Annotated in this window: 22 protein-coding genes; 14 read left to right on the top strand and 8 right to left on the bottom strand. The window is 72.8% G+C overall.

The annotated features are described in order from the left end of the window. Positions 1-161: 161 nt before the first annotated feature. Complete coding sequence (locus ACFWIA_RS30055) at positions 162-686, bottom strand: Dabb family protein (protein ID WP_387010403.1); 525 nt, start codon at positions 684-686, stop codon at positions 162-164. Positions 687-864: 178 nt separating this feature from the next. Between ACFWIA_RS30055 and ACFWIA_RS30050 the strand changes: the two genes are divergently transcribed. The 5 genes from ACFWIA_RS30050 (at position 865) to ACFWIA_RS30030 (ending at position 5,267) form a co-directional block, all read left to right on the top strand. Continuing rightward, the gene (locus tag ACFWIA_RS30050) at positions 865-1,542 is read left to right on the top strand and encodes a TetR/AcrR family transcriptional regulator (protein WP_387010402.1); all 678 of its coding nucleotides are present in this window, start codon (positions 865-867) and stop codon (positions 1,540-1,542) included. Positions 1,543-1,754: 212 nt separating this feature from the next. Next, entirely contained in the window at positions 1,755-2,024 is a 270-nt protein-coding gene (locus ACFWIA_RS30045; protein ID WP_387010401.1) for a hypothetical protein, read from the top strand. Continuing rightward, a complete protein-coding gene (locus ACFWIA_RS30040; RefSeq protein WP_387010400.1) occupies positions 2,017-2,625 on the top strand; it encodes a DUF6879 family protein in 609 nt (202 codons plus the stop codon). The genes ACFWIA_RS30045 and ACFWIA_RS30040 overlap by 8 nt, the downstream gene beginning before the upstream one ends. 39 nt (positions 2,626-2,664) lie before the next feature. Then, positions 2,665-3,060 (top strand): hypothetical protein, encoded by a 396-nt coding sequence (locus ACFWIA_RS30035; protein WP_387010399.1) that lies wholly within the window; start codon positions 2,665-2,667, stop codon positions 3,058-3,060. Then, complete coding sequence (locus tag ACFWIA_RS30030) at positions 3,057-5,267, top strand: tetratricopeptide repeat protein (protein ID WP_387010398.1); 2,211 nt, start codon at positions 3,057-3,059, stop codon at positions 5,265-5,267. Before ACFWIA_RS30035 ends, ACFWIA_RS30030 begins: the two co-directional genes overlap by 4 nt. Here the strand turns inward: ACFWIA_RS30030 and ACFWIA_RS30025 are convergent. After that, positions 5,260-7,119, bottom strand: coding sequence for an ABC transporter ATP-binding protein (locus ACFWIA_RS30025; protein WP_387010397.1), 1,860 nt, complete (start codon positions 7,117-7,119; stop codon positions 5,260-5,262). The two genes, ACFWIA_RS30030 and ACFWIA_RS30025, sit on opposite strands and share 8 nt — an antisense overlap. Beyond that, on the bottom strand, positions 7,116-8,978 hold the full coding sequence (locus ACFWIA_RS30020) for an ABC transporter ATP-binding protein (RefSeq protein ID WP_387010396.1): 1,863 nt from the start codon (positions 8,976-8,978) through the stop codon (positions 7,116-7,118). Before ACFWIA_RS30020 ends, ACFWIA_RS30025 begins: the two co-directional genes overlap by 4 nt. Before the next feature lie 140 nt (positions 8,979-9,118). On the opposite strand from ACFWIA_RS30020, the gene ACFWIA_RS30015 reads away from it, so the two are divergent. The 7 genes from ACFWIA_RS30015 (at position 9,119) to ACFWIA_RS29985 (ending at position 16,388) form a co-directional block, all read left to right on the top strand. Then, positions 9,119-10,327, top strand: a complete 1,209-nt coding sequence (locus ACFWIA_RS30015; protein ID WP_387010395.1) for an Ig-like domain-containing protein — start codon at positions 9,119-9,121, stop codon at positions 10,325-10,327. Between the two features lie 179 nt (positions 10,328-10,506). Then, positions 10,507-11,772, top strand: coding sequence for an Ig-like domain-containing protein (locus ACFWIA_RS30010; protein WP_387010407.1), 1,266 nt, complete (start codon positions 10,507-10,509; stop codon positions 11,770-11,772). 67 nt (positions 11,773-11,839) lie between these two features. Beyond that, positions 11,840-12,607, top strand: coding sequence for an enoyl-CoA hydratase/isomerase family protein (locus tag ACFWIA_RS30005; protein ID WP_387010394.1), 768 nt, complete (start codon positions 11,840-11,842; stop codon positions 12,605-12,607). Positions 12,608-13,005: 398 nt separating this feature from the next. After that, positions 13,006-13,509: an ATP-binding protein gene (locus ACFWIA_RS30000; protein ID WP_387010393.1), complete on the top strand. Its 504-nt coding sequence runs from the start codon at positions 13,006-13,008 to the stop codon at positions 13,507-13,509. A 507-nt stretch (positions 13,510-14,016) separates the two neighbouring features. Then, on the top strand, positions 14,017-15,216 hold the full coding sequence (locus ACFWIA_RS29995; protein WP_387010392.1) for a YncE family protein: 1,200 nt from the start codon (positions 14,017-14,019) through the stop codon (positions 15,214-15,216). A gap of 138 nt (positions 15,217-15,354) precedes the next feature. Then, positions 15,355-15,567 carry an EF-hand domain-containing protein gene (locus ACFWIA_RS29990; protein ID WP_385496112.1) on the top strand — a complete coding sequence of 71 codons (213 nt, stop codon included), beginning with the start codon at positions 15,355-15,357 and terminating at the stop codon, positions 15,565-15,567. A gap of 146 nt (positions 15,568-15,713) precedes the next feature. Further along, positions 15,714-16,388 carry an NADPH-dependent F420 reductase gene (locus ACFWIA_RS29985; RefSeq protein ID WP_387010406.1) on the top strand — a complete coding sequence of 225 codons (675 nt, stop codon included), beginning with the start codon at positions 15,714-15,716 and terminating at the stop codon, positions 16,386-16,388. A 133-nt stretch (positions 16,389-16,521) separates the two neighbouring features. On the opposite strand, the gene ACFWIA_RS29980 is transcribed toward ACFWIA_RS29985, so the two are convergent. From ACFWIA_RS29980 to ACFWIA_RS29970, 3 genes are all read right to left on the bottom strand, one after another. Continuing rightward, on the bottom strand, positions 16,522-17,076 hold the full coding sequence (locus ACFWIA_RS29980; protein ID WP_385496110.1) for a GH25 family lysozyme: 555 nt from the start codon (positions 17,074-17,076) through the stop codon (positions 16,522-16,524). A 187-nt stretch (positions 17,077-17,263) separates the two neighbouring features. Next, positions 17,264-17,977, bottom strand: coding sequence for a DUF998 domain-containing protein (locus tag ACFWIA_RS29975; protein ID WP_387010391.1), 714 nt, complete (start codon positions 17,975-17,977; stop codon positions 17,264-17,266). A gap of 97 nt (positions 17,978-18,074) precedes the next feature. Then, positions 18,075-19,217, bottom strand: a complete 1,143-nt coding sequence (locus ACFWIA_RS29970; protein ID WP_387010390.1) for a nitroreductase — start codon at positions 19,215-19,217, stop codon at positions 18,075-18,077. 503 nt (positions 19,218-19,720) lie between these two features. Here ACFWIA_RS29970 and ACFWIA_RS29965 point away from each other — a divergent pair. Beyond that, a complete protein-coding gene (locus ACFWIA_RS29965) occupies positions 19,721-21,964 on the top strand; it encodes a SpoIIE family protein phosphatase (RefSeq protein ID WP_387010389.1) in 2,244 nt (747 codons plus the stop codon). Here the strand turns inward: ACFWIA_RS29965 and ACFWIA_RS29960 are convergent. Continuing rightward, positions 21,942-22,985, bottom strand: a complete 1,044-nt coding sequence (locus tag ACFWIA_RS29960; protein ID WP_387010388.1) for an alpha/beta hydrolase — start codon at positions 22,983-22,985, stop codon at positions 21,942-21,944. The two genes, ACFWIA_RS29965 and ACFWIA_RS29960, sit on opposite strands and share 23 nt — an antisense overlap. 59 nt (positions 22,986-23,044) lie before the next feature. Beyond that, positions 23,045-24,403, bottom strand: coding sequence for an NAD(P)-binding domain-containing protein (locus ACFWIA_RS29955; RefSeq protein ID WP_387010387.1), 1,359 nt, complete (start codon positions 24,401-24,403; stop codon positions 23,045-23,047). 103 nt (positions 24,404-24,506) lie between these two features. Here ACFWIA_RS29955 and ACFWIA_RS29950 point away from each other — a divergent pair, with 103 nt between their 5' ends. Continuing rightward, a complete protein-coding gene (locus ACFWIA_RS29950; RefSeq protein ID WP_387010405.1) occupies positions 24,507-25,565 on the top strand; it encodes a flavin-containing monooxygenase in 1,059 nt (352 codons plus the stop codon). The last annotated feature ends 84 nt before the right edge of the window (positions 25,566-25,649 follow it).

Below are 25,649 nucleotides of genomic sequence, written 5' to 3'. Positions count from 1 at the left end.
GGGGGGGCGCAGTTCCCCGCGCCCCTATCGGGGCACAGCCCGGACGGAAGGGCCCCGATAGGGGCGCGGGGAACTGCGCAATCCCCGGGCGGACCTGGGCTGGGCCTCGTACGCCCGCCGGTTCGCACCCTGGATAGGGGCGCGGGGAACTGCGCAATCGCTCAGCGCACCTGGGCTGGACCTCGTGCGTCCGCTGGTTCGCACCCTGGGTAGGGGCGCGGGGACCTGGGCCGGACCCCGTACACCCGCCGGTTCGCACCCCCGGCACAGGCGCGGGGACCTGCCCCGCACGCGGAGCGGAACGGCACCGGATCGAGCGGGCGCCGCGCCCAGCGAGGGTGCTTCGCCCGCTTGGCCCGATGCAACGCGGCGATCCGCTCCTCCAGGTCCGGGGTCGGGTCGTCCGACAGCCGCAGGCTCACCAGTCGCGAGAGCCGGGGGATGATCACGTCGTCGCCCCGCAGATGGACCGGGTCGTACAGGTAGCGCTCCAGCGCGTCGAGGTCCCGGACACCGGCGAGGTACGCATGCGTGAAGCCCTCCGCGGGGTCGCCGACGTCCCGGCCCACCGCCCCGAACTCCGCCCACTCGCTGGTCGACGTGCGGCGCATCGCGGCCAACACCTCCTCCCGCTCCGCCTCGGTCGTGTCGTCCCGGAAGCTGAAGCGCAGGATGTTGACGATCATTCCTCGACCTCCTCGTCGTCCCCGGGCGGCCCTCGCCCCGGAAAAACTGAACCAACGGGTTCAATCCCTTGTGCTGGGAAGTTAAACACGCGGGTCTGGTGAGTTGAACCCGTGGGTTCAAAATTGGTGCACCGGGCTACCATGCGGACATGAGCGGTCGGCGGACACGGGTGGTCGGATGACGGAGCGACACGGCGCGTCGACCGGTGTCGTGCGGGGCACGGGCGCCGGGGGTGCCGGCGGGAGCGGGCGCATCGACAAGCGGCGGGCCATCCTGGACGCCGCGTTCGTCGTCTTCGCCCGCCGGGGCTACGCCGGGGCGGGCGTGAAGGAGATCGCGGCGGAGGCCGGCGTCGCCAAACCCACCGTCTACAACCACCTCACCGACAAGGAGAACCTCTTCCGTCGGGCGATGGAGGCGGCGGCCGACGCGGTCGCCGAGGAGAACCTCGCCGTCCTGGACCGTCTGCGCGCCCCCGGCGACGACCTCGAAGCCGCCCTGGACGACGTGGCGTTCCGCCTGCTGAAGATCTGCCGGGGCGAACGGGCCGGCGCGCTGCGCTGGCTCACCCACGCCCAGGTCGCCGAGTTCCCCGACCTCGTGGTCGCCGTGCAGGAACGCACGGCGGTCCGGGTCGCCGACGCCCTCGCCGACCGGCTGGCCAGGCTCGCCCTCGCCGGACGGCTGCGCACCGGCGACCCCGCGCACGCCGCCGAACAACTGCTGTCCCTGCTCACCGGTCCGCTGGAACTGCGCTCCCGGCTCGGCACCCGTCCGCTCTCCACCGCCGAGACCCGGGCGATCGCCGAACGTGCCGTACGGACCTTCCTGCGGGCCCATGCCAGCGGGGAGTGAGCCCGCCTTCGGGGGCGGCCCGATCCCGATACGTCTGACGACGGTTCCGGGTCTCATGCCCTCGTTCGAATTCCGAACCGACCCCCTTGCGTCACCGCTGGACAACCGCCCTTCGCCTGTCACCCGATCAGGCCAAATACCTTATGCGACAACGCATTTGACCGGCCGTCGCTGCTAACCTTCGAACAACGAGGTAGGAGGAGGGCGACACGATGAGCAGGCCATGGGAAGCGGACCGGGAAACGCACTTCAAGCGGCGCCTCGGCAAGTCGGCCCTGGAACTGGGCCTGACCAACTCCGGCCCCGAATGCCCGGACATCTGGGAGTTGGAGAACGGCGACTTCGCCGTGATCGGACGAGACCTCACCGCCTCCCTCGGCGTCCGCCTACCGGACGGCGTCTCGATCGGCCCGGACGAGCGTCTCGTGGTCATCCCCCGCACCATGCTCATCTCGGCGAAGACGGACATCCCCCGTGTTTGACTCCTTCCGCGCCGGCGCCGGCGAGGTCCTCAAGAGGCCCGACTACCTCGAAGACTTCGGCCGGTTCCACGACGGTGACATCCGCCTCCTCGCCAAGGTCGAGCGCGGCCAGACGTTCAAGGAGCAGGGCTCACCGAGCTGGGAGGCGTTCGCGCGCGGGGACTGGCCGGGTGCCCTGCGCCTGATCGAGGCCGAGCGGGATTCCGTCGCCGCCTACTTCGAGGACGCCGCGCGCCGCGACCTGGTGTTCCGCAGGCTCCGCATCGTCGAATTCCCGATCACTCCGTACCTCCAGTGGGAAATGCACTCCTTTCGGCTCCGCTCGCAGTTGGGCGAGGAGATCCGCGTACTGGACGCCAGGGAGATCGCGGAATGGGAACGTGATGTTCCCTTTCCCGAGATCGTCGTCCTCGGGAATGCGGTGATGTATGCGGTGATCTACGACGAAGAGTTGAAGGGCGCGGGTGCCCGGCGGTTCACCGATCCCGGGGAGATCGCGACGACGCTCGCCGAATTCGCGTCCCTGTACCGGGCGGGCGAGGATTTCTCGGATTTCTTCGAGCGGGAAATCGCCCCGCTCGGACCACCCGCCGTCCTCTGACACGGCAACCACCACGCAGCAGCGGGAGGAGCGCGCGCCATGGACCCGGAGCTGACCGCGCTCGCGCAGAGCGCGGGTCTGACCCTCGTCGCCCTGCTGGCCACCGACGCCTGGGAGCACACCAGGGACGGGGTCGTCGCCCTCTGGCGGCGGACCCGCCCCGAGCGGGCCGACGCGGTGGCCGCCGAACTGGACGGCACCCGTGAGGACCTGACCACGGCCCCGGACGCCGAGGACGAACTGGCAGCCGCCTGGCAGGACCGGATCCGGCGGCTGCTCCTCGACCGACCCGAGGTCGCCGTCGAACTACGGAAGCTGCTGGACGCACTCGCCCCGGGACCGGCAACCACCCCGGCCCTCACCCAGCGCGCCACCGCCTCCGGCGACTCCCGGATCTACCAGGCAGGACACGATCTGCACATCACCGAGCGATGAGCGGATCGACCGAGGGCCGGGCCGAGGACAACGGCCGCGTCTACCAGTCCCGCGGGGACCAGCACATCACCGAGCACCACCACCACGGGGACGCCCGACCCGGCACCTCGGGCACCGCGCCGGACTCCGTGCGGCGACCGGCCGTGGGACGCCCGCCGGTGGTCCTGCGCGACCGGGCGGAACTGCTGGCGCGGTTGCGGACCGCCCTCGAAGACGGCCGCGCCCACCAGGTCTACGTACTGCACGGTCTGGGCGGCTGCGGCAAGACCGCCGTCGCCTCGGAACTCTTCCGCGCCGCGACCACCGAGGGCGGACGGATCGGGCTGTGGGTCAACGCCTCCGACCTGACCTCGCTGCGCGCCGGAATGCTCGCCGTCGCCGCGGACCGCGGGGCGGGCGAAGGCGAACTCACCGCCGCGCGCACCGGACTGCGCGCCGCCGCGGACCTGGTGTGGGACCGGCTCGACCGGTCCGACGAACCGTGGCTCCTGGTGATCGACAACGCCGACGACCCGTCCGTACTGCGCGACGGCAGCTGGCTGCGCACCAGCCCGCGCGGCATCACCCTGGTCACCACCCGACAGGTCGCCGCGCACTGGTGGCCCGGCGCCGAACTGCACCACGTGGGGGTGCTGCCGCGCGAGGACGCGGCCCGGGTGCTGTGCGACCTGGCCCCGGAGAGCGGAACGGTGCAGGACGCGACCGAGATCGCGGACCGGCTGGGACGGCTGCCACTCGCGCTCACCCTCGCCGGCGGCTACCTGGCGCACCAGGTGATCAGCCCGTGGAGCATGACGGAGTACGGAAGGGCCCTCGACCGGGGGCACGAGGTGGACGCCATCGAACTACTGGACCAGGGAGCCGAGTACGGCGGCGGCCACGACTCGCGCCATCTCGCCAGCAGCACCTGGGAACTCTCCCTGGACGCCCTGCGCACCAAGGGACTCCCCGAGGCCACCACCCTGATCCGGCTGCTCGCCTGCTGGTCCCACGACCCGCTGCCGCTCACCCTGCTGGCCGGTGCCGGCATCGGCGCGGTGCTGCCCCGCGCACGGGTGGAAACGGCGCTGCGCGGGCTGCTCGACCACTCGCTCACCCGCCTCGTCCCCGGTCCGCCCCGCTGCGTGCGCACCCACGGCGTCCTGCTCGACAGCATCGCCCGGGGCGTCCCGGCCGCCCAGCGCGACGCACTCGTCGGCGCCGCCGCCGAACTGCTCGGCACGGTCCTGCCCGAGGCGACGCGACCGTGGGCGCGCGCGGACCCGCCGCTCGCCCCGTTCGCGCCGCACGTCCGGGCGTTGCTGCGCCGGGCGACCCAGTGGGGCGAGGTCGGTCCGCAGACCGCGACGCGCGTGCTGGACCGCGCGTTGCGGCTGGTGGTGGCCCTGCACCGGGCGGGCGACCACGCGTCCGCACTGTCGATGGGGCAGGACGCGGTGGCGCGCGGCACGCGGTTGCTGGACGCGAACCATCCCGCGGTGATCGCGATCCGCCAACGGGTCGGGCGGGCCCTGTACCGCCTCGGACGGTACGAGGAGGCAGCGGCGGCCCATCGCCTCGTCCTCGCGGACTGCACCGCCGCGTTCGGCGCGGACGCCGTCGAAACGATGGAGAGCTGCGTGGGGCTGTCCCCGGTGCTGTTCTGGGCACTCGACGAGCAGACCGAGGCGGTGTCGCTGTTGCGGCGGGCCGTGGCGGGCCGGACCGCCGCGTGGGGCGCGGCCCATCCGGCGACCCTCGTCGCGCGGACGTACCTCCTGGAGTTCACGGCCGGCCCGGAACCCGACCCGACCACCGGACCCGAACTGCTGGCGGACTGCCGCGGCACCGTCGGCGCCGGGCACCCGATCACCCTGGCCGCCGAACTCAACCACGGCTTCGCGCTGATCACCGCCGGCCGTCAGCGACGGGCCCTGCCCCTGGTCCGGTCCGTGGTCGCGGCCTTCGAGCGCGACTACGGACCGGACCACCCCAAGACCCTCTCCGCCCGTTCCCTGCTGAGCCGGGTCCTCGGCGAACTCGGTCAGCTCGCGGCAGCGGTGACGCAGGCCGAACGGGTGGCGGACGCCCGGGCGCGCGTGCTCGGACCCGCGCACCCGTGGACCGCGTGGTCGCGGGAGCGGCTCGCGGAGCGCCGGCGGGCCCGAGCCGAACACGACGGAGACGGAAGCCCGCCGACCCCGTACCCGGGCCCGGACGTCAGCTGACCAGACTCTCCCGCCAGGCCCGGTGCAGCCCCGCGAACGACCCCGTGCCGCCGATCAGCTCGGCGGGGGAGCCGTCCTCGACCACCCGGCCGCGCTCCATCACGAGCACCCGGTCGGCTATCTCCACCGTGGACAGCCGGTGGGCGATGACGACCGCGGTGCGGCCCCGCAACACGGTGTCCATCGCCTGCTGCACGGCCCGCTCGCCCGGCACGTCCAGCGAACTGGTGGCCTCGTCCAGGATCAGCACCGCCGGGTCCGCGAGCAGCGCCCGGGCGAAGGCCACCAACTGGCGTTGCCCGGCCGAGATGCGCCCGCCCCGCTTGCGGACGTCCGTGTCGTAGCCGTCCGGCAGCGCGGTGATGAAGTCGTGCGCGCCGATCGCCTTCGCGGCCCGCTCGATCTCCTCGCGGGAGGCGTCCGGGCGGCCGATCGCGATGTTCTCGGCGACCGTCCCGGAGAACAGGAACGCCTCCTGGGTGACCATCACGACCCCGCGCCGCAGCTCCGGGAAGGCCAGGTCCCGCAGGTCCACCCCGTCGAGCAGGACCCGGCCCTCGGTCGGGTCGTAGAAACGGGCCAGCAGCTTCGCCAGGGTGGACTTGCCGGCGCCCGTCGACCCGACCACGGCGACCGTCTGGCCGGCCGGGAGGCGCAGGTCGAAGCGGGGCAGGATCTCGCCGCCCGTGCGGTACGCGAAGCGCACCCCGTCGAAGACGACCTCGCGGCCCGGCCGGTCCCCCTCGCGTTCGGGCAGTCCACGGGCCTCGACCGGCTCCGGCACCGAGGGACGCTGATGGAGCAGACCCGCGATCTTCCGCAGCGAGGCGCCGGCCGACTCGTACGAGTTCAGGAACATCGCGAGCCGGTCGATCGGGTCGTACAGCCGGCGGATGTACAGCACCGCGGCGGCCAGCACGCCCAGTTCCAGCGTGCCGCCCGCGACCCGGTAGCCGCCCCACAGCACCATCCCGGCCACGGCGGTGTTCGCGATCAGCCGGGACAGCACCACGTAACGCGCCATCTCCAGCAGCGAGTCGCCGTTGGCGCGCTCGTGCCGGTGGTTGAGCACCGCGAACCGCGCGTCGTTGGCCCGCTCGCGGCGGAACGCCCGCACCGGGCGGATGCCGTTCAGGGTCTCCGCGAACTTCACGATCAGATCGGCGATCGCCGACGACCGCTCGGTGAACACCCGGGCCGCCCGCCGCCGGTACATCCGCATGACGAAGTACAGCGGGACGAACGACAGCACGGCCACCGAGCCCATGGCCAGGTCCAGCCAGAGCAGCATCAGCGTGATGTACAGCGAGGAGACCACCACGCCGACGAGTTCCTGGAAGCCCTCCTCCAGCAACTCCCGCAGCGCCTCCACGTCCGAGGTGGAGCGGGAGATGAGCCGCCCCGAGGTGTAGCGGTCGTGGAAGTCGACGCTGAGCGCCTGACCGTGGCGGAAGATCCGGCCGCGCAGGTCCAGCAGCACCGCCTGGTTGACCCGGGCCGCGAGGCGGATGAACCCGTACTCCAGGCTGCTGCCCAGGGCCGCCGCGAGCAGGTACGCCACCGCCACCGCGATCAGCGGCCCGTGGTCGTCGGCGCGGAACGCGGGGACCCCCCGGTCGATCGCGTACGCCACGATCAGCGGGCCGGCCTGCACCGCGGCCTGCTGGACGAGCAGGCACAGGGCCGTCACCGCCGCCATGCGGCGGTGCGGGCCGAGCAGGGAGCGCAGCAGGGTGCCGGTCGCCCCTCGGGGGGACGGCAGGTCGTCCTGGTCGAAGGGGTCGCCTGGCCCGGTCGGGGCGGGCGACTCGTCCTCGGGTGTCGGTCGGGGTCGTTCGCTGGTCGTCGTCATCGGGTCCGGTCCCCCTCGGGCCCCTCGGGGCCGTCGTCGCCCGACATCAGGTGCCGGTACTCGGCGCTGTCGCGCAACAGTTCGTGATGGGTGCCCACCGCGGTGATCCGCCCGCCGGACAGCAGGGCGACCCGGTCGGCGAGCAGCACGGTGGAGGGGCGGTGCGCCACGACGAGGGCCGTCGTCTGGGCGAGGACCTCCCGCAGCGCGGCCTCGACGGCCGCCTCCGTGTGCACGTCCAGGGCGGACAGCGGGTCGTCGAGCACCAGGAAGCGGGGGCTGCCGACGACGGCCCGTGCCAGGGCGAGCCGCTGCCGTTGACCGCCGGAGAGGCTGAGGCCCTGTTCACCGACCTCGGTCGCGGGTCCGTGCGGCAGGTCCGCGACGAAGTGGGCCTGGGCGACGCCGAGTGCCCGCTCCAGTGCGGCGTCGCCGCCGTCCTCGGTCGCGGTGCCGTCCTCGCCGGTGGTGGTGGCGCCCATCCGGATGTTCTCCGCGACCGAGGCCGAGAACAGCGTCGGTTCCTCGAACGCCATCGACACCAGCTCGCGCAGTTCGGTGCGGTCCATCGCGGTGACGTCCCGGCCGTCCAGGGTGATCCGGCCGCCGTCGACCTCGTGCAGTCGGGGCACCAGTGCGGTGAGCGTCGTCTTGCCGCTGCCGGTGGCGCCGACCAGCGCCATCGTCTCGCCCCGCCGCACGTGCAGGTCCACCCGGCTGAGTACGGGTACGGAGTCCGGGTCGGCGTCGGGGAAGCGGAACGTCACGCCGTCGAAGCGCAGCCCGTCGTCGTCCGGCAGCAGTCCGTCGTGGACCCCGGTGCCGCGGGGGTCCTCCTCCGGGGCGTCCATCGCCTCGAAGTAGCGGCGGGTGGCGGTGGCCGCCTCCTGGCTCATGGCGACGAGGTAGCCCAGCGATTCGACGGGCCAGCGCAGGGCGAGCGCGGTCGACAGGAAGGCGACCAGGGTGCCCGCCGACAGGCTGCCGTCGGCGACCTGCACGGTGCCCACCACCAGCGCCGAGCCGAGCGCCAGCTCCGGGAAGAACGTCAGCGAGGCCTGCACGGTGGCCAGCAGCCGCGCCTTGTGCAGTTCGGTGCCGCGCAGTTTCCCGCTCAGCTCGTGGAAGGCGTGCGCCTGGCTGCGGTGGCGGCCGAAGCCCTTGATGACCCGGATGCCGAGGATGCTCTCCTCGACGACCGTCGTCAGGTCGCCGACCTGGTCCTGCGCCCGGCGGGAAGCCGAGGAGTAACTGCCCTCGAAGCGGTAGCCGACGACCATCATCGGCAGTGCGGGAAGCAGCAGGACCAGCCCCAGCGTCCATTCCTGGGACAGCAGCACGGCGAAGCCCGCGAGGATCGTGACGCCGTTGACCAGCAGGAACGTCAGGGGGAAGGCGAGGAACATCCGGATGACCGAGAGGTCCGTGGTGCCCCGGGACAGCAACTGGCCGGAGGCCCAGCGGTCGTGGACGGCGACCGGTACCCGCTGGAGGTGGCGGTAGAGGTCGGACCGCATCGCGGCTTCCACGGCGGCGAGCGGGCGGGCGACGAGCCAACGGCGGAAGCCGAAGAGCACCGCCTCCACCACCCCGAGCGTCAGCAGCAGGCCGGCCCCCAGCCAGACGCCCCGCTGGTCCCGGTCCGTGATCGGTCCGTCGACCAGCCACTTGAGGACGATCGGGAAGACCAGGGACAGGCAGGACGCCACCACGGCGACGGCCGCGGCGGAGATCCAGCGGGCGCGCACCGGGCGGACGTACGGCCACAGGCGCAGCAGGGTGCGGACGGCAGGGGTCTCGCCGGCGGGTGGCGGCGTGGGCGTCTCCACCGGCTCCGCCGGTGTGGGTGTAGTGGGCATCAAAACCGACCTTACGTGGCGGATTCCGCCCGGCACACCGGTTTTCGCCCCGCCCCGCCTCGGCCGCTGGACCTAGGTCCCGGTCCGGCCCCCGGCCGGGGTCCACGTTTCCCGGGGCGCGGACGGTCGTTGGGCGGGGCGTGATCCGACTACTCAGACGCGCCCCGCGCACGGGAGCGGCGCTCGCCGCCGCCGTCACCTCCCTGTCCTTGCTCACCGGAGCCTCGTCCTGCGGGCCCGAGGGGCTGGCCGGCAAGCCACGGGCGCCCCGGGACGCCATCCAGGTGTGGCCCGCCGACGCCCGCCGGGACGTCGCGGTGAACGATCCGCTGGTGGTGCGGGTGCCCGACGGGCGGCTGGAGTCCGTACGGGTGGTCAGGACCGGGGAGGCCCGGGAGCAGCCCGTACCCGGCCGGGTCTCCGGGGACGGACTGAGCTGGCGGCCCACCGCGAAACGGCTCGCACCGGCCGCCGCGTACCGGGTCGACGCGGTCGCCCTCGACGGCCACGGCCGCAGGACCGCCCGGCACACCACCTTCCGGACCCGCGTCCCCGACGAACGGTTCCTCGCGTACACCGCGCCGGAGAACCGGGCCACCGTCGGCACCGGCATGATCATCTCCCTGGAGTTCAACCGGAAGGTCGTCGACCGGGCCGCCGTGGAGCGCGCCGTCGAGGTCACCACCCGACCGCGGGTGGACGTCGTCGGGCACTGGTTCGGCGCCGAGCGGCTGGACCTGCGACCCGAGACGTACTGGAAGCCGGGCACCGAGGTGACCGTGCGGCTGCGGCTGCGGGACGTGGAGGCGGCCCCCGGGGTCCACGGACTCCAGGACCGGAGCTTCGCCTTCACGGTGGGCCGTGCACAGACGAGCGTGGTGGACGCGGCGGCGCACACCATGGAGGTCCGGCGCGACGGGGACCTGCTCGCCACCCTCCCGGTCACGGCGGGCACCGCCAAGTCGCCCACGTACAACGGCAAGATGGTGGTCACGGAGATGTTCGAGACGACCCGGATGAACAGCCGCTCGGTCGGCTTCGGCGGTGAGTACGACATCCCGGACGTCCCGCACGCCATCCGGCTCACCTCCTCGGGGACGTTCCTGCACGGCAACTACTGGGCGGGCGGCGTCTTCGGCAAGAGCAACGTCAGCCACGGCTGCGTGGGACTGCGCGATGTGAAGGGCGGCAGTTCGCGTACTCCTGCGGGCTGGTTCTTCGACCGGACCCTCGTCGGGGACGTGGTGGAGGTGCGCCGCAGCGAGGACCGGGTGGTCGCGGCGGACAACGGGCTCGGCGGCTGGAACCTCGACTGGGCGCAGTGGCGCTCCGGCTCCGCGCTGCCCTGACCCGCGCGCCCCGCGGATGCGCCCAACCGCCCCTGGACACACAGGGATCCGGGACCGAACGGTGACAACCGCGGTCCTCCCGGAGCAGCGCCCGGTGGCTAGGGTGATCCATAGCGCGCTCTACGCGCGGGGGTGCCGGCCCGCTCGGGCCGTGCGAGGGGAGAGTCACCGTGAAGACCGTGAAGAGGGGACCCATATCCGGTGCGCACCCGGTCCACCGGGGAGGGGGGAGGAGAGCCGGCCGCCGGACCGGGCTCGCCGCGATCGCGCTCACGGCGGCGTTCGCCCTGGTCACCGGCTGCGGAGGGGGCGGCGGCGGGCAGGACGGGGACGCCGCTGACGCCAAGGGCGGCAAGGACCCGGCGGCCTCCGGATCGGCGGACGCCGCACCGTCCCGGGCGGCCGTCCGGATCGTTCCCGCCGACGGCGCGAAGTCCGTTCCCACCGAAGGGAAGCTGAAGGTCACCGCGGCGCGCGGCAAGCTCCGCGAGGTCCGGGTCAAGGACACCAAGGGCCGTGCGGTGCCCGGTCGGATCGCCGCGGACGGCCTGCGCTGGACCCCCGATCGCCACCTCTCCTCCGGTACGACGTACCAGGTCCACGCCGTGGCCGTGGACGCCGAGGGACGCGAGTCGACCAAGGAGTCGCGCTTCACCACCTTCGTGCCCAAGACCACGTTCGTCGGCACCTTCACCCCCGAGGACGGGTCCACCGTCGGTGTCGGCATGCCGTTCTCGATCAACTTCGACCGGGGCATCACCCGCCCCGAGTCGGTGGAGCGCGCCATCCGCATCACCACCGAACCGGCCGTCCCGGTCAAGGGCCACTGGTTCGGCAACGACCGGCTCGACTTCCGCCCCGAGAAGTACTGGAAGCCCGGCACCAAGGTCACCGTGACGCTCGGTCTCGACGGGGTGCGGGGCCGCCCCGGCGTCTACGGGAAGCAGCAGAAGAAGGTCTCGTTCACCATCGGCCGTTCCCAGGTGTCGACGGTGGACGTGAAGAAGAAGCAGATGTCCGTGGTGCGCGACGGCAAGGTCATCAAGCGACTGCCCATCACGGCGGGCGCCCCGGCCACCACCACGTACAACGGGAAGATGGTCATCAGCGAGAAGCACGAGGTGACCCGGATGAACGGCGCCACCGTCGGCTTCGGCGGCGAGTACGACATCAAGGACGTCCCGCACGCCATGCGGCTGTCCACGTCCGGCACCTTCATCCACGGCAACTACTGGGCGGGCGGCGTCTTCGGCAAGAGCAACGTCAGCCACGGCTGCATCGGGCTGCGGGACGTGCGCGGCGGCTGGGACAAGAAGTCCCCGGCCGCCTGGTTCTTCCACAAGTCCCTGATCGGGGACGTGGTCGTCGTCAAGAACTCCAAGGACAAGCACATCCAGCCGGGCAACGGGCTCAACGGGTGGAACATGCCGTGGAGCAAGTGGTGACCTGCGCCCCACCGGTGTGAGCGAGCGCACGGGGGGCGCGGCGTGAACGGTCGCTAACCTTCTCGGCATGACTGTGCATCTCGAAGTCGCCGAAGGCGTCGGCACGATCCGTCTCGACCGACCCCCGATGAACGCCCTGGACATCGCCACCCAGGACCGGTTGAAGGAACTGGCCGAGGAGGCCGCCCGCCGTGACGACGTGCGGGCGGTCGTCCTGTACGGCGGGGCGAAGGTCTTCGCCGCGGGCGCCGACATCAAGGAGATGCGGCAGCTGGACCACGCGGGCATGGTGCGCAGGTCCGGCGCGCTCCAGGAGTCGTTCACGGCGGTCGCCCGCATCCCGAAGCCGGTGGTCGCGGCGATCACCGGCTACGCCCTGGGCGGCGGCTGCGAACTCGCTCTCTGCGCGGACTTCCGGATCGCCGGCGACAACGCCAAGCTCGGACAGCCGGAGATCCTGCTCGGGCTGATCCCCGGCGCCGGCGGCACCCAACGGCTCGCCCGACTGATCGGCCCCTCCAAGGCGAAGGACCTGATCTTCACCGGCCGGCACGTCCGCGCGGACGAGGCCCTCGCCATCGGACTGGTGGACCGCGTGGTGCCCGCGGACGAGGTGTACGCGCAGGCGCACGCCTGGGCCGCCGCACTGTCCCGAGGGCCGGCGCTCGCACTGCGCGCGGCCAAGGAGAGCGTGGACGCGGGTCTGGAGACGGACCTGACGACCGGGCTGGCGATCGAACGGACCTGGTTCGCCAGCCTGTTCGCCACCGAGGACCGCGAACGCGGTATGGAGAGTTTCGTGAAGGACGGCCCCGGGAAGGCCAAGTTCCTCTGAAGCACGCCCAGTTGGTGAAGTGCCCCCCGCGGCGCGGCTTGCGGTGCGAGGTCCGGCCCGAGGGCCGGTCCGGGTGGCCGCGGGGTCGCCGAACCAGCCGGGGGGCGTCGACCGTGCGCCGCATCGCCCCTCGTACGGGCGAAATCCGGATACGCGGCGCCGTGCCGGTACTCCGATGGTGCGGTTTGTGCGGCCCCGGTGTGAATCTTGGGGGTGGCGCGGTAGCTGCTGATGGTGATCGCCCAGATGCATGAGGTCACCGCAGGTCAGAAGAGGTGACCAGGGGGATCGGTCGGCATTGGCCTATACCAAAGAGTTCCTGCGGAAGGGCTGATTCCGTCCGGTCGATTCCGTGGGAACGGCCCCGGACCCGCCATCGGACGGCCATGATGGGGGGCATGGCGGGGCTGGAGGGCATCGAACAGCCGGGACGGCACGGGGGGGCGACCGCGGCGCGTTGGTCCCCCGCTGTTGCTGATGAACAGGCGCTGCACGCGCTGGAGTTGTACGGCGACCCCACCGAGCGCGAAGTCCTCCTGCCGTCCCTCCCGGAGTCCGCCGCCCAGGCGCGTCGACTCGCACAGGTGGTGGTCCTCCAGCGGTGGGCGCTGTCGGAGAAGCTGACCGAGGACGCCGTGTTGCTCGTGTCCGAACTGGTCGGCAATGCGGTCCGGCACACCGGTGCCCGCCGCTTCGGACTGCGTCTGCTGCGGCGACGCGGTTGGATTCGGGTGGAAGTGCGCGACCCCTCGCGGGGGTTGCCCTGCCTCATGCCCGTTCGGGCGCTGGACGTGTCGGGGCGGGGCCTCTTCCTGGTGGACAAGTTGTCGGACCGGTGGGGTGTCGACCTGCTGCCGCGGGGCAAGACGACCTGGTTCGAGATGCGCGTGTCCGACCGCTGACCGCGGATGCCGTCCGGGCGTGCCGCGCACCCGGGGCGGTTCCGGCGCGGGATGCACGAAGGCCCCCGGTCACCGTTGTGCGGTCTGGCGGGGGCCTGCGTGAAGCACCGGGAACGCTTTGGGGGTGTGGATTCCCGTCTGCATGGAGCGACCGTGGCCCGGGTCATGGGAGGTCGTGAGTTCGACTATGGCAGACCCGAACCGATGATCCAAAAGTAAGAATCGTGGCGAAAGTCTGCAAATCTGGACAAAAGGTAAGTGAATCATTGGTGAGATGGGCCACTTGCCTGGTAAACGGTGGATTGCGTGCCGATGAATGGCGCATTCGGTAGGGGGGCCGGGAGTGGCCTGAGGAGTGCCGAAGATCGCCAACGGGCTAGTCGATGATCTTATCGGGTGAAGAGTGACGCTCCGTCCCGGGTGGTCCTTGTGGTGCGGGCAGGAGTCAGATAAGCCCGACCGCCGCGCACGGGTCGCGCGGTGCCGACCACGAAGGACGCTGCCCCGATGTCCGTACCCCTGAAGCTCACGCGCCGGGTGGCCACGGCCCTGCTCGGTCCGACCGCGCTGGTCGCCCTCGCGGGCTGCGGCGCCCAGGGCGACGGGCGCGGCGCCGAAGCCGAAGCCCGCAGGACCGAGCGCGGCGCCCCGCCCCCCGCGCCCACGCCCCGGGTCGAGGTGCTGCCGGGGATGCCGCCGGTCGTGGACCCGAAGGACCTCTACTCCGAGGACCGCCCGAACCGGCTCTCCCCGGTGGTCAAGGACTTCCCGTCCCGGGTGTACGTGCCCAACACCGGATCGAACACCGTCAGCGTGATCGACCCCGAGACGTACCGGGTCGTGGAGACCATCGAGGTCGGGGCCCAACCCCAACACGTGGTGCCGTCCTGGGACCTGCGGACCCTGTGGGTCAACAACAACCGGGGGAACACCCTCACCCCCATCGACCCGAAGACCGGCAAGGCGGGCAAGCCGGTACCGGTCCATGACCCGTACAACCTGTACTTCACCCCCGACGGCAAGCACGCCGTCGTCATGGCCTCGCTCGACCGCCAGCTCGTCTTCCGCGATCCGCACTCCATGGAGATCAGGAAGACCGAACCGGTCAGCTGCTACGGCGTCAACCACGCCGACTTCTCCATCGACGGACGCTACTTCATCGTGTCCTGCGAGTTCTCCGGCGAACTCCTCAAGGTCGACACCCTGCGCAAGGAGGTCGTCGCCCAGCGGAAACTGCCCCTGAAGGGCGCGATGCCCCAGGACGTGAAGGTCTCCCCGGACGGCAAGACCTTCTACATCGCGGACATGATGGCCCACGGCATGTGGGTCCTGGACGGGGACTCCTTCGCCGAGCCGACGCTGCTGCCCACCGGCAAGGGGTGCCACGGCCTGTACGTGAGCCGCGACTCGAAGGAGATGTACGTCTCCAACCGCGGCGAGGGCACCGTCTCCGTCTTCGACTTCGCCCGGGGCGAGGTCAGCAGGAAGTGGCGGCTGCCCGACGGCGGCAGCCCCGACATGGGCGGGGTCTCCGCCGACGGCAAGGTGCTGTGGCTCTCGGGACGGTACGACTCCGAGGTGTACGCCATCGACACCCGTACCGGCGCCCAACTCGCCCGCGTCAAGGTCGGCTCCGGTCCCCACGGGCTCGCCGTCTACCCCCAGCCGGGCCGCTACTCCCTCGGGCACACGGGCGTCTTCCGCTGAGGCGCGCCCCCGCACGCCCCTCGGGCCCCGGCCGAACCGCTGGTCTCGGGCCCGGCCCCGGGGTGCGGCGTACGGGGGGACGCGCACGGGCCGATAATCTGACCCCGTCAAGCAGGACGAAACTAAGGGGTGGACCCGGTGGCGGACATCGAGGCAGCGCGCAAGGCGTTCGAGCGGTTCGACGCGGACGGCGACGGCTTCATCACGGCGGCCGAGTACAAGACCGCCATGGCCCAGCTCGGTGACTGGAACGTCACGGAGTCCGTGGCCGAGGCGATCATCGGCGCGCAGGACACGAACAGCGACAAGCTGCTCTCCTTCGACGAGTTCTGGGCCCACCTCAGCAAGTAGGCCCGGCCGACGGCTTCCGGGACCCCTCGCGCGGTCCCGGAATCCGTCCCGTACTCCGTCCGGAGTTCTTCGCGGACAGGGAATACCCCACGGCTAAACGGAGGTTGCCTCCGTTGACTGCTCGCCACACCCGTTGGGGGTACCTCATGCAGATCGGCATCATCGGCGCCGGACAGATCGGCGGCAACCTCGCCCGTCGGCTGGCCGCCGTGGGGCACAGCGTCACCATCGTCAACTCCCGTGGGCCGCACACCCTGGGCGAACTCGTCGCCGAGACCGGGGTCACCGCCGCCGCCTCCGCCGCGGACGTGGTCCGCGGGGCCCGGGTGGTCGTGGTGACGGTTCCCCTGAAGGCGGTGCCGGACCTGCCGTCCGACCTGTTCGCCGGGGCCGACGACGACCTGGTCGTCATCGAGACCCACAACTACTACCCGCAGGAGCGCGACGGCCTGATAGCCGAGATCGAGGACGGGCTGCCGGAGAGCCGTTGGGTCGAGCGGCACCTCGGCCGCCCGGTCGTGAAGGTGTTCAACGGCACGTACGCCGAGGACATCACGACTCGGGGCCGACCCGCAGGCGCCCCCGACCGGCTCGCCGTGCCGGTGGCCGGTGACGACGAGGCCGCCAAGCGGGTCGTGCGGGACCTGGTCGACGAGATCGGCTTCGACACCGTCGACGCGGGCGGCCTGGACGACTCCTGGCGGCAGCAGCCCGACACTCCCGTGTACGGACTGCGCGGCGGGGTGGACGCGGTGGTGAAGGCGCTGGCCGAGGCGGACCGGGAACGCCCGGCCGCCTTCCGCGCGCACCCCGCCGGCTAGGGCGCCCCGTTCCCTCCGGTCCCGCGGCGGTTCAAGGCGTCACCCCGAGCGGCGCCTTGAACCGTGGCGGCCGGCGAGCGCGGCGACCCTCCGGTCGCCCCGTCGGACCAACCGGTCGCCGGGGCCGATGGCCTCAGGCCTTTCTCGCCCAGCTCCGCAGGGCTGCCTCGGAGGAGAAGTCGCCGAGGTTCTTGTCGATCGGGTCGTCCGTGTACTGGTGGATCTTCCAGTCGGCCTTGATGCGGGGCCTGCCGGCGGAGGTGTAGTCGGCGATCCAGAGCCCGTCACCGGCGTACGACGTGTCGTCGTGGTTGAGCCAGAAGTCCCGGTTGCAGTAGAGCAGCACCCGGTGGGTCGGGCGCAGTCTCTTCACCTCCTTGAGGAAGGCGTCCTTCTCGGCGTTGCTGGCCCGGGTGTTGTCGCCGGTCCACTCCCAGTCGGCGGCGAGCAGGTCGGAGCCCTGGGAAGCGCACTTCTCCACGAAGTACGCGGCTTGCGCCTTGATGTTGCCCGGCCACAGGAAGTGGTAGAAGCCCACCACGCAGCCCGCGTCCCGTGCCTGTTTGGCCTGGGCGGTCTGTCGGGGGTTGATGTAGGAACGGCCCTCGGTCGCCTTCACGATGACGAAGGACAGCCCGTCGGTGTCGAACGACGACTGATAGGCACTCACATCGATGCCGCGAATCATGTTCGTCCTTCCCGGGCCGGGGTCGATCGTGCCGGCCCGGCCCCCAGCGTGCCGTGCCCGCGGGGCGGGTGCGGGCGGTATCCGGGGTGCGCCACCCGAAGCGGTGAACCCGTCGGATCGAGCCACATTCGGAGCCTTCGTCGTACCCCATCAGGGGTCCGGAACGGGCCCGTTTTCGGCACCGGGTTCACCGGGGACCTCCGGCGCAGGGCAACGGGCCGCTGCCGTACGGGAGGTGACGGAGCATCAGGGTGCTCTGCCAGGCCAGGGCGGAGGTGAGCGCCAGCCGCTGGTAGAGGCCCGCGCGGCGGGCGAGCCCCGAACCGGGCCGCTCATGGCCCGTGATCGCGGCGCCCATCGCCACGGTGAAGGTCAGGGCCGTCGCCGCCGAGTACCCGGCCCAGCCGGGCTCCCGCCTCCGTCGCGGTCGGCTCAGGCGGGTCAGCGCCGCGCCGGTCACCGCGGCGAACGCGACCAGCGAGGACGCGTCGTGCAGGGCCCCGCGCACGGTCCGCGGTGACGCGGCCGGTGCCCGGGCCGGAGCGGGATCGGTGGTGAACAGTCCCGCGCCGATCAGCCCGGCGCCCCAGAGCCCGAGCAGTCGCGGCCCCCAGGTGCCCGCCCCGGGTGCCGGGGCCCGGTGCCAGCCGTACGCGCCCGCCGCGGTGAGCGCGCCCGTGGTGAGGAAGGCCGCGGTCTGGACGGCTCCCCGGCGGCCGAGCGCCAGCGAGCTGACCGGGTCACGGACCGGGTCGTGGTCCGGGCGCCGCACCCCTTCGACCAGGTGCGCGGCGGTGAACAGGGGGCCGCTCAGGGCGCCCGTCAGCAGCAGGGCTCGAGTGCGGCCCGGGCCGGTCCCCGTGCTGCCGCGGGGCCGGGCGGTGCGTGATCGTCCTGACATGACGTCAATCATGGTTGACGTCATGCCGTGTGTCAATCAAGGTTGACGGTCGGGGCTTCCCCGGGTCGCCGCACCGGTCGGGTGGCCGTCGTACCGCTCAGGCCGCGGGCGCCTCCCCGGCCGTTCCGGCGTACGTCAACACCTCCGAGACGGTCCGCCGCGGGGCCGCCGGTCCTGGCTCCCCGTAGCCGAACCTGACCACCATCTGGACGTGTCCCATCGGGGTCAGCGGGTCCCGGATCGCCCAGCGCAGTTCGTCCCACTCCAGGGCCTCGGACGCCAGCGAGGTGACGAGACCGTCGAGGGTCGCCTCCAGCAGCACCCGTTCCAGCGCCTGGCCCGCCCGGAGCCAGTCGACCGGGGTGTCACCGTGCGTGCCGAGCACGGCCAGCCGGGGCCCCTGCTCGAAGTCGACCGTCGCCCGCGGCGCGGTCCCGTCCACGTCGAAGTCCCGCACCGGCCCGTTCCCCGCGCGGGAGCGCGGGCCGAAGGCCGCCGTCGGGACGCCGTCGCTGCGCGGCCCGCCGTCCGGGGCCTCGCCCGCCCAGGAGGCCAGCTCCGCGCGCAGCGCCTCGTCGGACAGCGTGCGCTGCTCGGCCTCCCGGCCCAGCTGCAACACGGTCTCCCGGTGGAACTCGTCGGCGAACGCGAGCCGTGCGCCCTCGATCAGCGCGGCCCGCCGCAGGGTGTCCAGCAGTTGTTCGTCGATCGGCTCGTCGCTGAAGGGCGCCCGGGTGGTCCGGCGGCAGCGCAGCGCGGGGTACAGGTCGGTCAGCTCGTCGTACGCGTCGGCGGTGCCGTCGTACGGCTCGCCCGACCACTGGTAGGTCTCCGTGGTCTTGCGGTACGGCTCCCGGGTCGCGTCGTACAGGGCCCGGCCGTCGTCCAGCCCGACCTCGGCCAGGGCGTACGGGTCCGCCGGGTCGGGCAGCAGGGTGGTGACCGGTTTCCACCCCGCGCGGGTGGCGGCGACCCGCAGGTTGAACAGCGCGGCGGCGCAGCCCAGGTGGGTGGCCCGGCCTTCGGGGTCGGACAGGGCGATCCGGCGCTCCGGGTCCGCCCGCACCTGGAAGACCCGGCGCTCCGGATCGAAGCGGAACAGCCACGGCTGCGCGTTGTGCAGGGACGGTGCCGTGATCGCGTCGGCCACCAGGGCCTCGACGGCTTCCGGCGTGAGGGTGGTGTCCCACCCGTGCGGTGCTGAAGGTGCGTCTGTGTGTGGAGCGGCAGGAGTCTTCACCGGTACCGCGGCCTCCTCGGGGAACACCCGGTCCTGCGGGCTGGTCGGTCTGGAGCTTCGGTCGTCGTGCCGGTGCCGGGGGGTGGCCGACCGGTCCCGGGGCGTCCGGGACGGACGGCACCGCCGTGCGGCACCGGGCCCTCAGCTCCAGGGTCGACGCCCCCGGAACGGAGCGCGAGGGGCGAAGGTCCCGCACCGGATCCAACCCTTCCGGAAGGCAAAGAAAGGTAAAGGATTCCTCCCCGGCGAGCCCCGGCGCCCGGGCCGCTCCGGACCTCCCCCGCGTCCCGGCCGCCGCGCGACGTTTGGCGGCCCGTGCCGACTGTTCCTAGAGTGAGCAGCACGACGCAACCACCCGAACGGACACCACGCACAGCGGGACACCACGAGACCGTCACCGCACGAAGCGGTGCCGCCGGCGGGAGCCGCCCCCTTCCGGGGGAGCGGACGCACCGCACACACGGCACGCACCACGAGCGGGCCCCTCGCGAGGAGCGGCGACCGTGATTCCAGACCGCACCGACGAACGGCCGTACGACGAAGCGGAGCCCCGCGTCCCGGCGGGCCCGGACGCCGGCGGTCCCGGACTGCGCGGTGCCGTCCTCGCCCTGCTCGCCGCCCGGGACACCGGGACCCTCCTGGTCACCGCCCTCGACGCGCTGCGCACGGGCAGCGGAAGCCACACGGGAGCGTTCTACCTCGCCGGCGACGACGGCTGGCTCCGGCTCACCGCCGAACACGGACTCGCCGTCGACCTCGTCGAACGCTTCCCGGTCCTCGCTCCGGACGCGTCCTTCGCCGTGTCCGTCGCCGCCCGGGAACGACGACTCTTCCACGGCCTCGCCGACGACCCGGGCGCCGGCGTCGCCGCGCCCGGCACCGACGGGTCCCCGGAGCCGGGCGCCCGGCCGGTCGCGTTCGTCACGGCGCCGCTGCTGGTGGACGACCGCTGCCTCGGTGCGCTGCTCGTCATGCTCGACCCGCCCCGGCCGCTGAGCGCCGCCGACGACCGGCACCTGGCGATGGTCGCCACCCTGTGCGCCCACCGCATCGACCACCTGGTGGCCCTGGACCGGGCCGGGGTGCCGGCCGGCAGCCCGAAGCTCGACCCCGCCGAGCGCACGGCGTTCCGGCGCAGCCGCCAGACCCGGCTGGAACTCGCGATGTCCAGCGGCTCCATCGGCTCCTGGGAGTGGCACGTCCCCTCCGGCGAGTTGGTCTGGGACGAGCGGCAGATGCGGCTGTTCGGCTTCGACCCGGCGGACTTCGACTCCCGGGTGGAGACGTTCCGCGCCGCGGTCCACCCCGAGGACCGGGCCGCCCTCGACCGGGCGCTCGACGAGAGCCTGCGGACGGGCGCCTACTACGCCGCGTACCGGGTGGTGCTGCCCGACGGCACCCTGCGCTGGATCGAGGTCAAGGGAGCCCTCGAACGCGCCCCGGACGGCACGCCCGACCGCGTCATCGGCGTCTCCTGGGACGAGACCGAACAACACGAACGGATGCGCCGCAGGGAGGCCCGCCGCGACTTCGTCCTCCGGGTGACCAGGGCGTTCGCCGCCGCCCGCGCCACCCGCGACATCCTCGACGTGATGGGCCGGATCGTGCTCCCGCAGGTCGGCGGGCGTGCCCTGGCGCTCCACATCGAACACGACGGCAGGCTGCTGCTTGAGGGCGCCATCGGCTACGAGGAACCGGCCCGGGAGCGCCTGCGGCTGATGGGCACGGTCCGCGACAACCCCCTGGTGGCGGCCCTCGCGGAAGGGCACCCGCTGTTCCTGCCGTCGCGTGCCGCCTACCTCGAACGCTTCCCCGACCCCCGTTTCCGGCCGCCGCGGGAGCACCACGCGTTCGTCCTGCTCCCGCTCGCCTCGGCGGACGGCACCGTCGGCAGCTGTCTGATCTCGTACGCGCAGCCCCGGGAGTTCACCTCCGACGACCAGACCGTCGCCACCGCGATCTCCGGCATCCTCACCCAGTCCCTGGCCCGCACCCGGCTCGCGGACGTGTCCCGGCGCCGGATGACCGACCTCCAGCGGCTGATGATGCCCCGCTCGCTGCCCCGGCTGCCGGGCTACGCCATCGCCGCCCGCTACCGGCCGGCGGCCGGCGGGATGCAGGTGGGCGGCGACTGGTTCGACGTGCTGCCCCGCGACGACGGCGGCGCCTCGCTGGTGATCGGGGACGTCCAGGGACACAGCGCGCAGGCCGCCGGGGTGATGGGTCAACTCCGCACGGCCCTACGGGCGCACGCCTCCGACGGCTTCCGTGCCAACGGACTGATGTGCCGCGGCAACCAGACGCTGTGGGGGCTGGACACCGAACGGTTCGCCACCTGCTGCATCGTGGACATCGCCGTGGGCACGGGCGAGTACCGCATGGTCCGGGCCGGGCATCCGCACCCCCTCCAGACGGAGCCGGACGGGACGGTCCACGAGGTCGTCGCGGAGGGCGGCCTCCCGCTGGGCTGTCTGCCCGACGACCTCTACCCCGTGCACCACGGCGTACTGGCCCCCGGAGCCACCCTGTTGCTGTACACGGACGGCCTGGTCGACACCCCGGACGGTCCGTACGACGCGGCCGTGGAACGGGTGCGGGACGCTCTCGCCCGGTGGGCGGTCGGCACCCGGGACGGCGATGCGCAGTCCCGGTTGGAGTTCCTGGCCGACACGCTGGTCTCCCGCGACTTCACCGACCCGGGCCATGACGACATCGCCCTGCTGCTCATCCGGCACCTCCCCGGCTGACGCCCTCCGACGCGCCCCGGGGACCCAGGGCGTCCAGCAGCATCGGCAGCGCGCGGCGCAGTTCGCGGTGTCCGTAGGTCCCGCTGTGGGTGCCGGGGTAGATGTGGGTGGTGACCGGAGCCCCCAGGGAGGCCAGACGTCCCGCCAACAGCCGTGCTTCGTCGGCGCAGACGGCTTCGGTGAGGGAGACCACCCCGGGGTCGGCGAGTGCGGCCCACTTCTCGGTGCCGGGGATGTGCGGGTCGGGTTCCTCGCCGTCGAGGGGGCCGGGGGTCCCGTCCCCGGAGGCGAGGTGGACGGGGGTGCGCCGCAGCCCCTCGGCCCGGTGGTACGGGTCCCAGTCCAGCCAGACCTTCCACTGTTCCCACGGATCGCCGAAGACCGCGTACCCGTCCACCCCCAGGAACTTCGCGCCGGACAGCCACATCTCCGGGTGCCGGATCGGGTGCACCGGGGCCCCGAACGCGGCGACGGCGCCGAACAGTCCGGGGACCCGGGCGGCCATTCCCAGGGCGCCGAAGCCCCCCTGGGACTCCCCGGCCGCGGCCCGCTGCCGGTCCGCCCCGTACTCCCCTTCCACCAGGCGGAGCACTTCACGGAGGAAGTAGGTCCGCACCCGGGGTGCGCCCCGTTCGCCGTGGTTCCACCAGTCCGTCCAGAAGCCGAACAGCGGCATGCCGGGCATCACCACCAGCACGTCCTGCAACTCGTGCAGGTCCTGCACCCGGAAGAGCGTCGTCCAGGTGGTGTGGTCGCCGTCGCCGCCCGCCAGTAGGTAGAGGGTCGGCCAGCGGTCCTCGGGTCGGCGCCGGTCCCAGCCGCGCGGGGTGAGCAGGGCCACGGTGCTCCGGTCGCCCAGCGCGGGGGAGTCGACGGTCAACTCCAACAGCCTTTCGTCCAGATGTCGTTCCCCGACGATCCGGGCGCTGCCGGCTGGGGCGGGCCGGGGCCAGGCCGATCCGGTCGTACCGATTGCTGCCGCGCCGGCGAGCACCGCGCGGCGTGTGTGTGCGTAGGACATGTCGGCTACTTCGGCACACCGGCGTCACCTCTGTAGTGGTTGCGGGGTGGGGAAGGGGGTTACGTGTCGCAGCCGCCGGCCGGGGTGCCGCAGCAGCCGCCCTCGTCCTGCGGGACCGTGGGCGCAGGGGTGTCGAAGAGCCCGGAGCCGCCGCAGACGCCGGTCTCGGGGAGGGTGAGTTCGACCCGGTCGGCCGCGGCGGGGTCACCCGCGAGGGCGGCGGCCACCGAACGGACCTGCTCGTACCCCGTCAGGGCGAGGAACGTGGGCGCGCGGCCGTAGGACTTCATGCCGACGAGGTGGAAGTCCCGCTCCGGGTGGGCCAGTTCGCGGTGGCCGTGGGGGTAGACGGTGCCGCAGGAGTGCTGGTTGGGGTCGATCAGCGGCGCCAGTTCGACCGGTGCCTGCAGGCGCTCGTCCAGGTCGAGGCGGACCTCCGAGAGGAAGGACAGATCGGGGCGGAGGCCGGTCAGGACGAGGACCCCGTCCACCGGGTCGAGGCGCCGCCCGTCCTCGGCCACCAGGACGACCCGGTCGCCGTCCCGCTCGATCGATTCCGTACGGAATCCGGTGACCGCGTCCGCGTGGCCCTGCTCGACGGCGGCCTTCGCCGCGAGGCCCAACGCACCCCGGGCGGGGAGCTGGTCGGCGGTGCCGCCGCCGTAGCGGGAACCGGTGAGGCCCCGGCGCAGGAGCCACACGGCCCGCGTCCCGCCGCCGTCCGAGGCTGCGGCGCCATCCGTGGCCCGGGCGAGCTCGGCGAGGGAGGCGAGCGCCGTGAAGGCGGAGGCACCGGTTCCGATGACGGCGGTGCGCTTCCCGGCGTACCGGGCGCGGACGGCGGGGTGGGACAGGTCCGGCACCCGGTAGGCGATGCGGTCGGCCGCTGCCTTCTCACCGAGGGCGGGCAGGCCGTCGGCGCCCGCGGGGGAGGGCGTGGACCAGGTGCCGGAGGCGTCGATCACCGCGCGGGCGGACAGCCGCTCCTCCCGTCCGTCCGCGTGCGCGACGTGGACCACGAAGGGCTGGGCCTCGCGGTCGGCGTCCACGATCCGGTCCCGCCCGGCGCGCGAGACCCCGGTGACGCGCGCCCCGTAGCGGACCCGTTCACCGAGGGCGTCGGCCAGCGGCTGGAGGTACCGGTCCGCCCAGTCCCCGCCGGTGGGGTAGGCGGCTGGGTCGGGGGCGGTCCAGCCGGTGGGGGCGAGGAGCTTCTCGCCGGCGGGGTCGATCACCTCGCCCCAGGGGGAGAACAGTCGGACGTGCGCCCACTCGCGCACCGCGCTGCCGGCGGCCGGGCCCGCTTCGAGGACGAGCGGGGTGAGGCCCCGGGCGGTGAGGTGGGCGGCGGCGGCCAGCCCGACGGGGCCGGCCCCGATCACGATGACGGGCAGTGCGGCGGTGGATGACGCTGACACGGTGACTCCCTACTTGTTTCGATATTCATCGATGCCTTGCCTCCCACCCTCCCACCTGCTTCGATGGGCGTCAACATAGACATCTATCGAATTGAGGGTGCTCGTGGAACGCGTCGACGTCGTGGTGATCGGGGGCGGACAGTCCGGGCTGGCGTCCGCCGGCGCCCTGGTGCGGCAGGGGGTGAAGCCGGTGGTGCTGGAGGCGTCCGACCGGCCGGCGGGATCGTGGCCGCACTACTACGACAGCCTCACCCTGTTCTCCCCCGCCCGGTACAGCGCCCTGCCCGGGCGGCCCTTCCCCGGCGACCCGGACCGCTACCCGCACCGTGACGAGGTCGTCGCCTACCTCACCGACTACGCCGCCCGTCTCGACGTCGACATCCGCACCGGACGGCGGGTCGGTGCGGTGCGCCGGGCCGGTGACGGCTTCGCAGTGGAGCTGGTGGGAGGGGAGCCGCTGACGGCGCGGGCCGTCGTCGCCGCCTCCGGCTCCTTCGGTCGCCCCCACCGCCCTGACCTGCCCGGACTCGACACCTTCACCGGCGCCCTGCTCCACGCCGCCGACTACCGCGACCCGGCCGCCTTCGCCGGACGGCGCGTGATCGTGGTCGGCGCGGGCAACTCCGCCGTCCAGATCGCCGCCGAACTCCACGGCGTCGCCCGCACCACCCTGGCCACCCGGAACCCGATCCGGTACGCCCCGCAGCACGTCCTCGGCCGGGACCTCCACTTCTGGCTCACCCTCACCGGCATCGACCGCGCCCCGATCGGCCGCTTCCTGCGCACCCCGCCCTCGCCGCCGATCATCGACGACGGTCGCTACCGCGCCGCCCTCACCCGCGGCGCACCGGACCACCGACCGCTGTTCACCGGGATCGACGGGGCGAAGGTCACCTGGTCGGACGGGGTGCGGGAGGAAGTGGACGTGATCCTGCTCGCCACCGGGTACCGCCCCGACCTGCCCTACCTCGCCGGGGTCGCCGGCGCCCTGGACGCGGCCGGGCTGCCCCGCCACCGCGAAGGCCGCTCCCTGGTCCACCCCGGCCTCGCGTTCACCGGACTGGAGTGGCAGCGCAGCCTCACCTCGAACTCCCTGCGCGGTGCCGGTCGTGACGCCGCCCGCACCGCCCGCGATCTGGCCGCGCTGCTCGGGCGGCGCTGACCCGGGGGACCGCCCGCTGTCGCCGAGTGGACCCGGCGGCGGCGGGACCCTCGCTCCTTGATTCGACATGTGTGAACATAGACG

Source organism: Streptomyces sp. NPDC127068 (assembly GCF_042724695.1).
Classification (GTDB): Bacteria; Actinomycetota; Actinomycetes; order Streptomycetales; family Streptomycetaceae; genus Streptomyces.
Note: the sequence above shows the minus strand (reverse complement) of the source record. Positions and strands in the feature narration are given on the sequence as shown.

Coding starts and splice junctions, on each gene's coding strand:
- ACFWIA_RS30055 (WP_387010403.1), bottom strand. CDS start 686: ATGATCGTCAACATCCTGCGCTTCAGCTTCCGGGACGACACGACCGAG.
- ACFWIA_RS30050 (WP_387010402.1), top strand. CDS start 865: ATGACGGAGCGACACGGCGCGTCGACCGGTGTCGTGCGGGGCACGGGC.
- ACFWIA_RS30045 (WP_387010401.1), top strand. CDS start 1,755: ATGAGCAGGCCATGGGAAGCGGACCGGGAAACGCACTTCAAGCGGCGC.
- ACFWIA_RS30035 (WP_387010399.1), top strand. CDS start 2,665: ATGGACCCGGAGCTGACCGCGCTCGCGCAGAGCGCGGGTCTGACCCTC.
- ACFWIA_RS30030 (WP_387010398.1), top strand. CDS start 3,057: ATGAGCGGATCGACCGAGGGCCGGGCCGAGGACAACGGCCGCGTCTAC.
- ACFWIA_RS30025 (WP_387010397.1), bottom strand. CDS start 7,119: ATGACGACGACCAGCGAACGACCCCGACCGACACCCGAGGACGAGTCG.
- ACFWIA_RS30020 (WP_387010396.1), bottom strand. CDS start 8,978: ATGCCCACTACACCCACACCGGCGGAGCCGGTGGAGACGCCCACGCCG.
- ACFWIA_RS30005 (WP_387010394.1), top strand. CDS start 11,840: ATGACTGTGCATCTCGAAGTCGCCGAAGGCGTCGGCACGATCCGTCTC.
- ACFWIA_RS30000 (WP_387010393.1), top strand. CDS start 13,006: ATGGCGGGGCTGGAGGGCATCGAACAGCCGGGACGGCACGGGGGGGCG.
- ACFWIA_RS29995 (WP_387010392.1), top strand. CDS start 14,017: ATGTCCGTACCCCTGAAGCTCACGCGCCGGGTGGCCACGGCCCTGCTC.
- ACFWIA_RS29985 (WP_387010406.1), top strand. CDS start 15,714: ATGCAGATCGGCATCATCGGCGCCGGACAGATCGGCGGCAACCTCGCC.
- ACFWIA_RS29980 (WP_385496110.1), bottom strand. CDS start 17,076: ATGATTCGCGGCATCGATGTGAGTGCCTATCAGTCGTCGTTCGACACC.
- ACFWIA_RS29975 (WP_387010391.1), bottom strand. CDS start 17,977: ATGTCAGGACGATCACGCACCGCCCGGCCCCGCGGCAGCACGGGGACC.
- ACFWIA_RS29960 (WP_387010388.1), bottom strand. CDS start 22,985: ATGTCCTACGCACACACACGCCGCGCGGTGCTCGCCGGCGCGGCAGCA.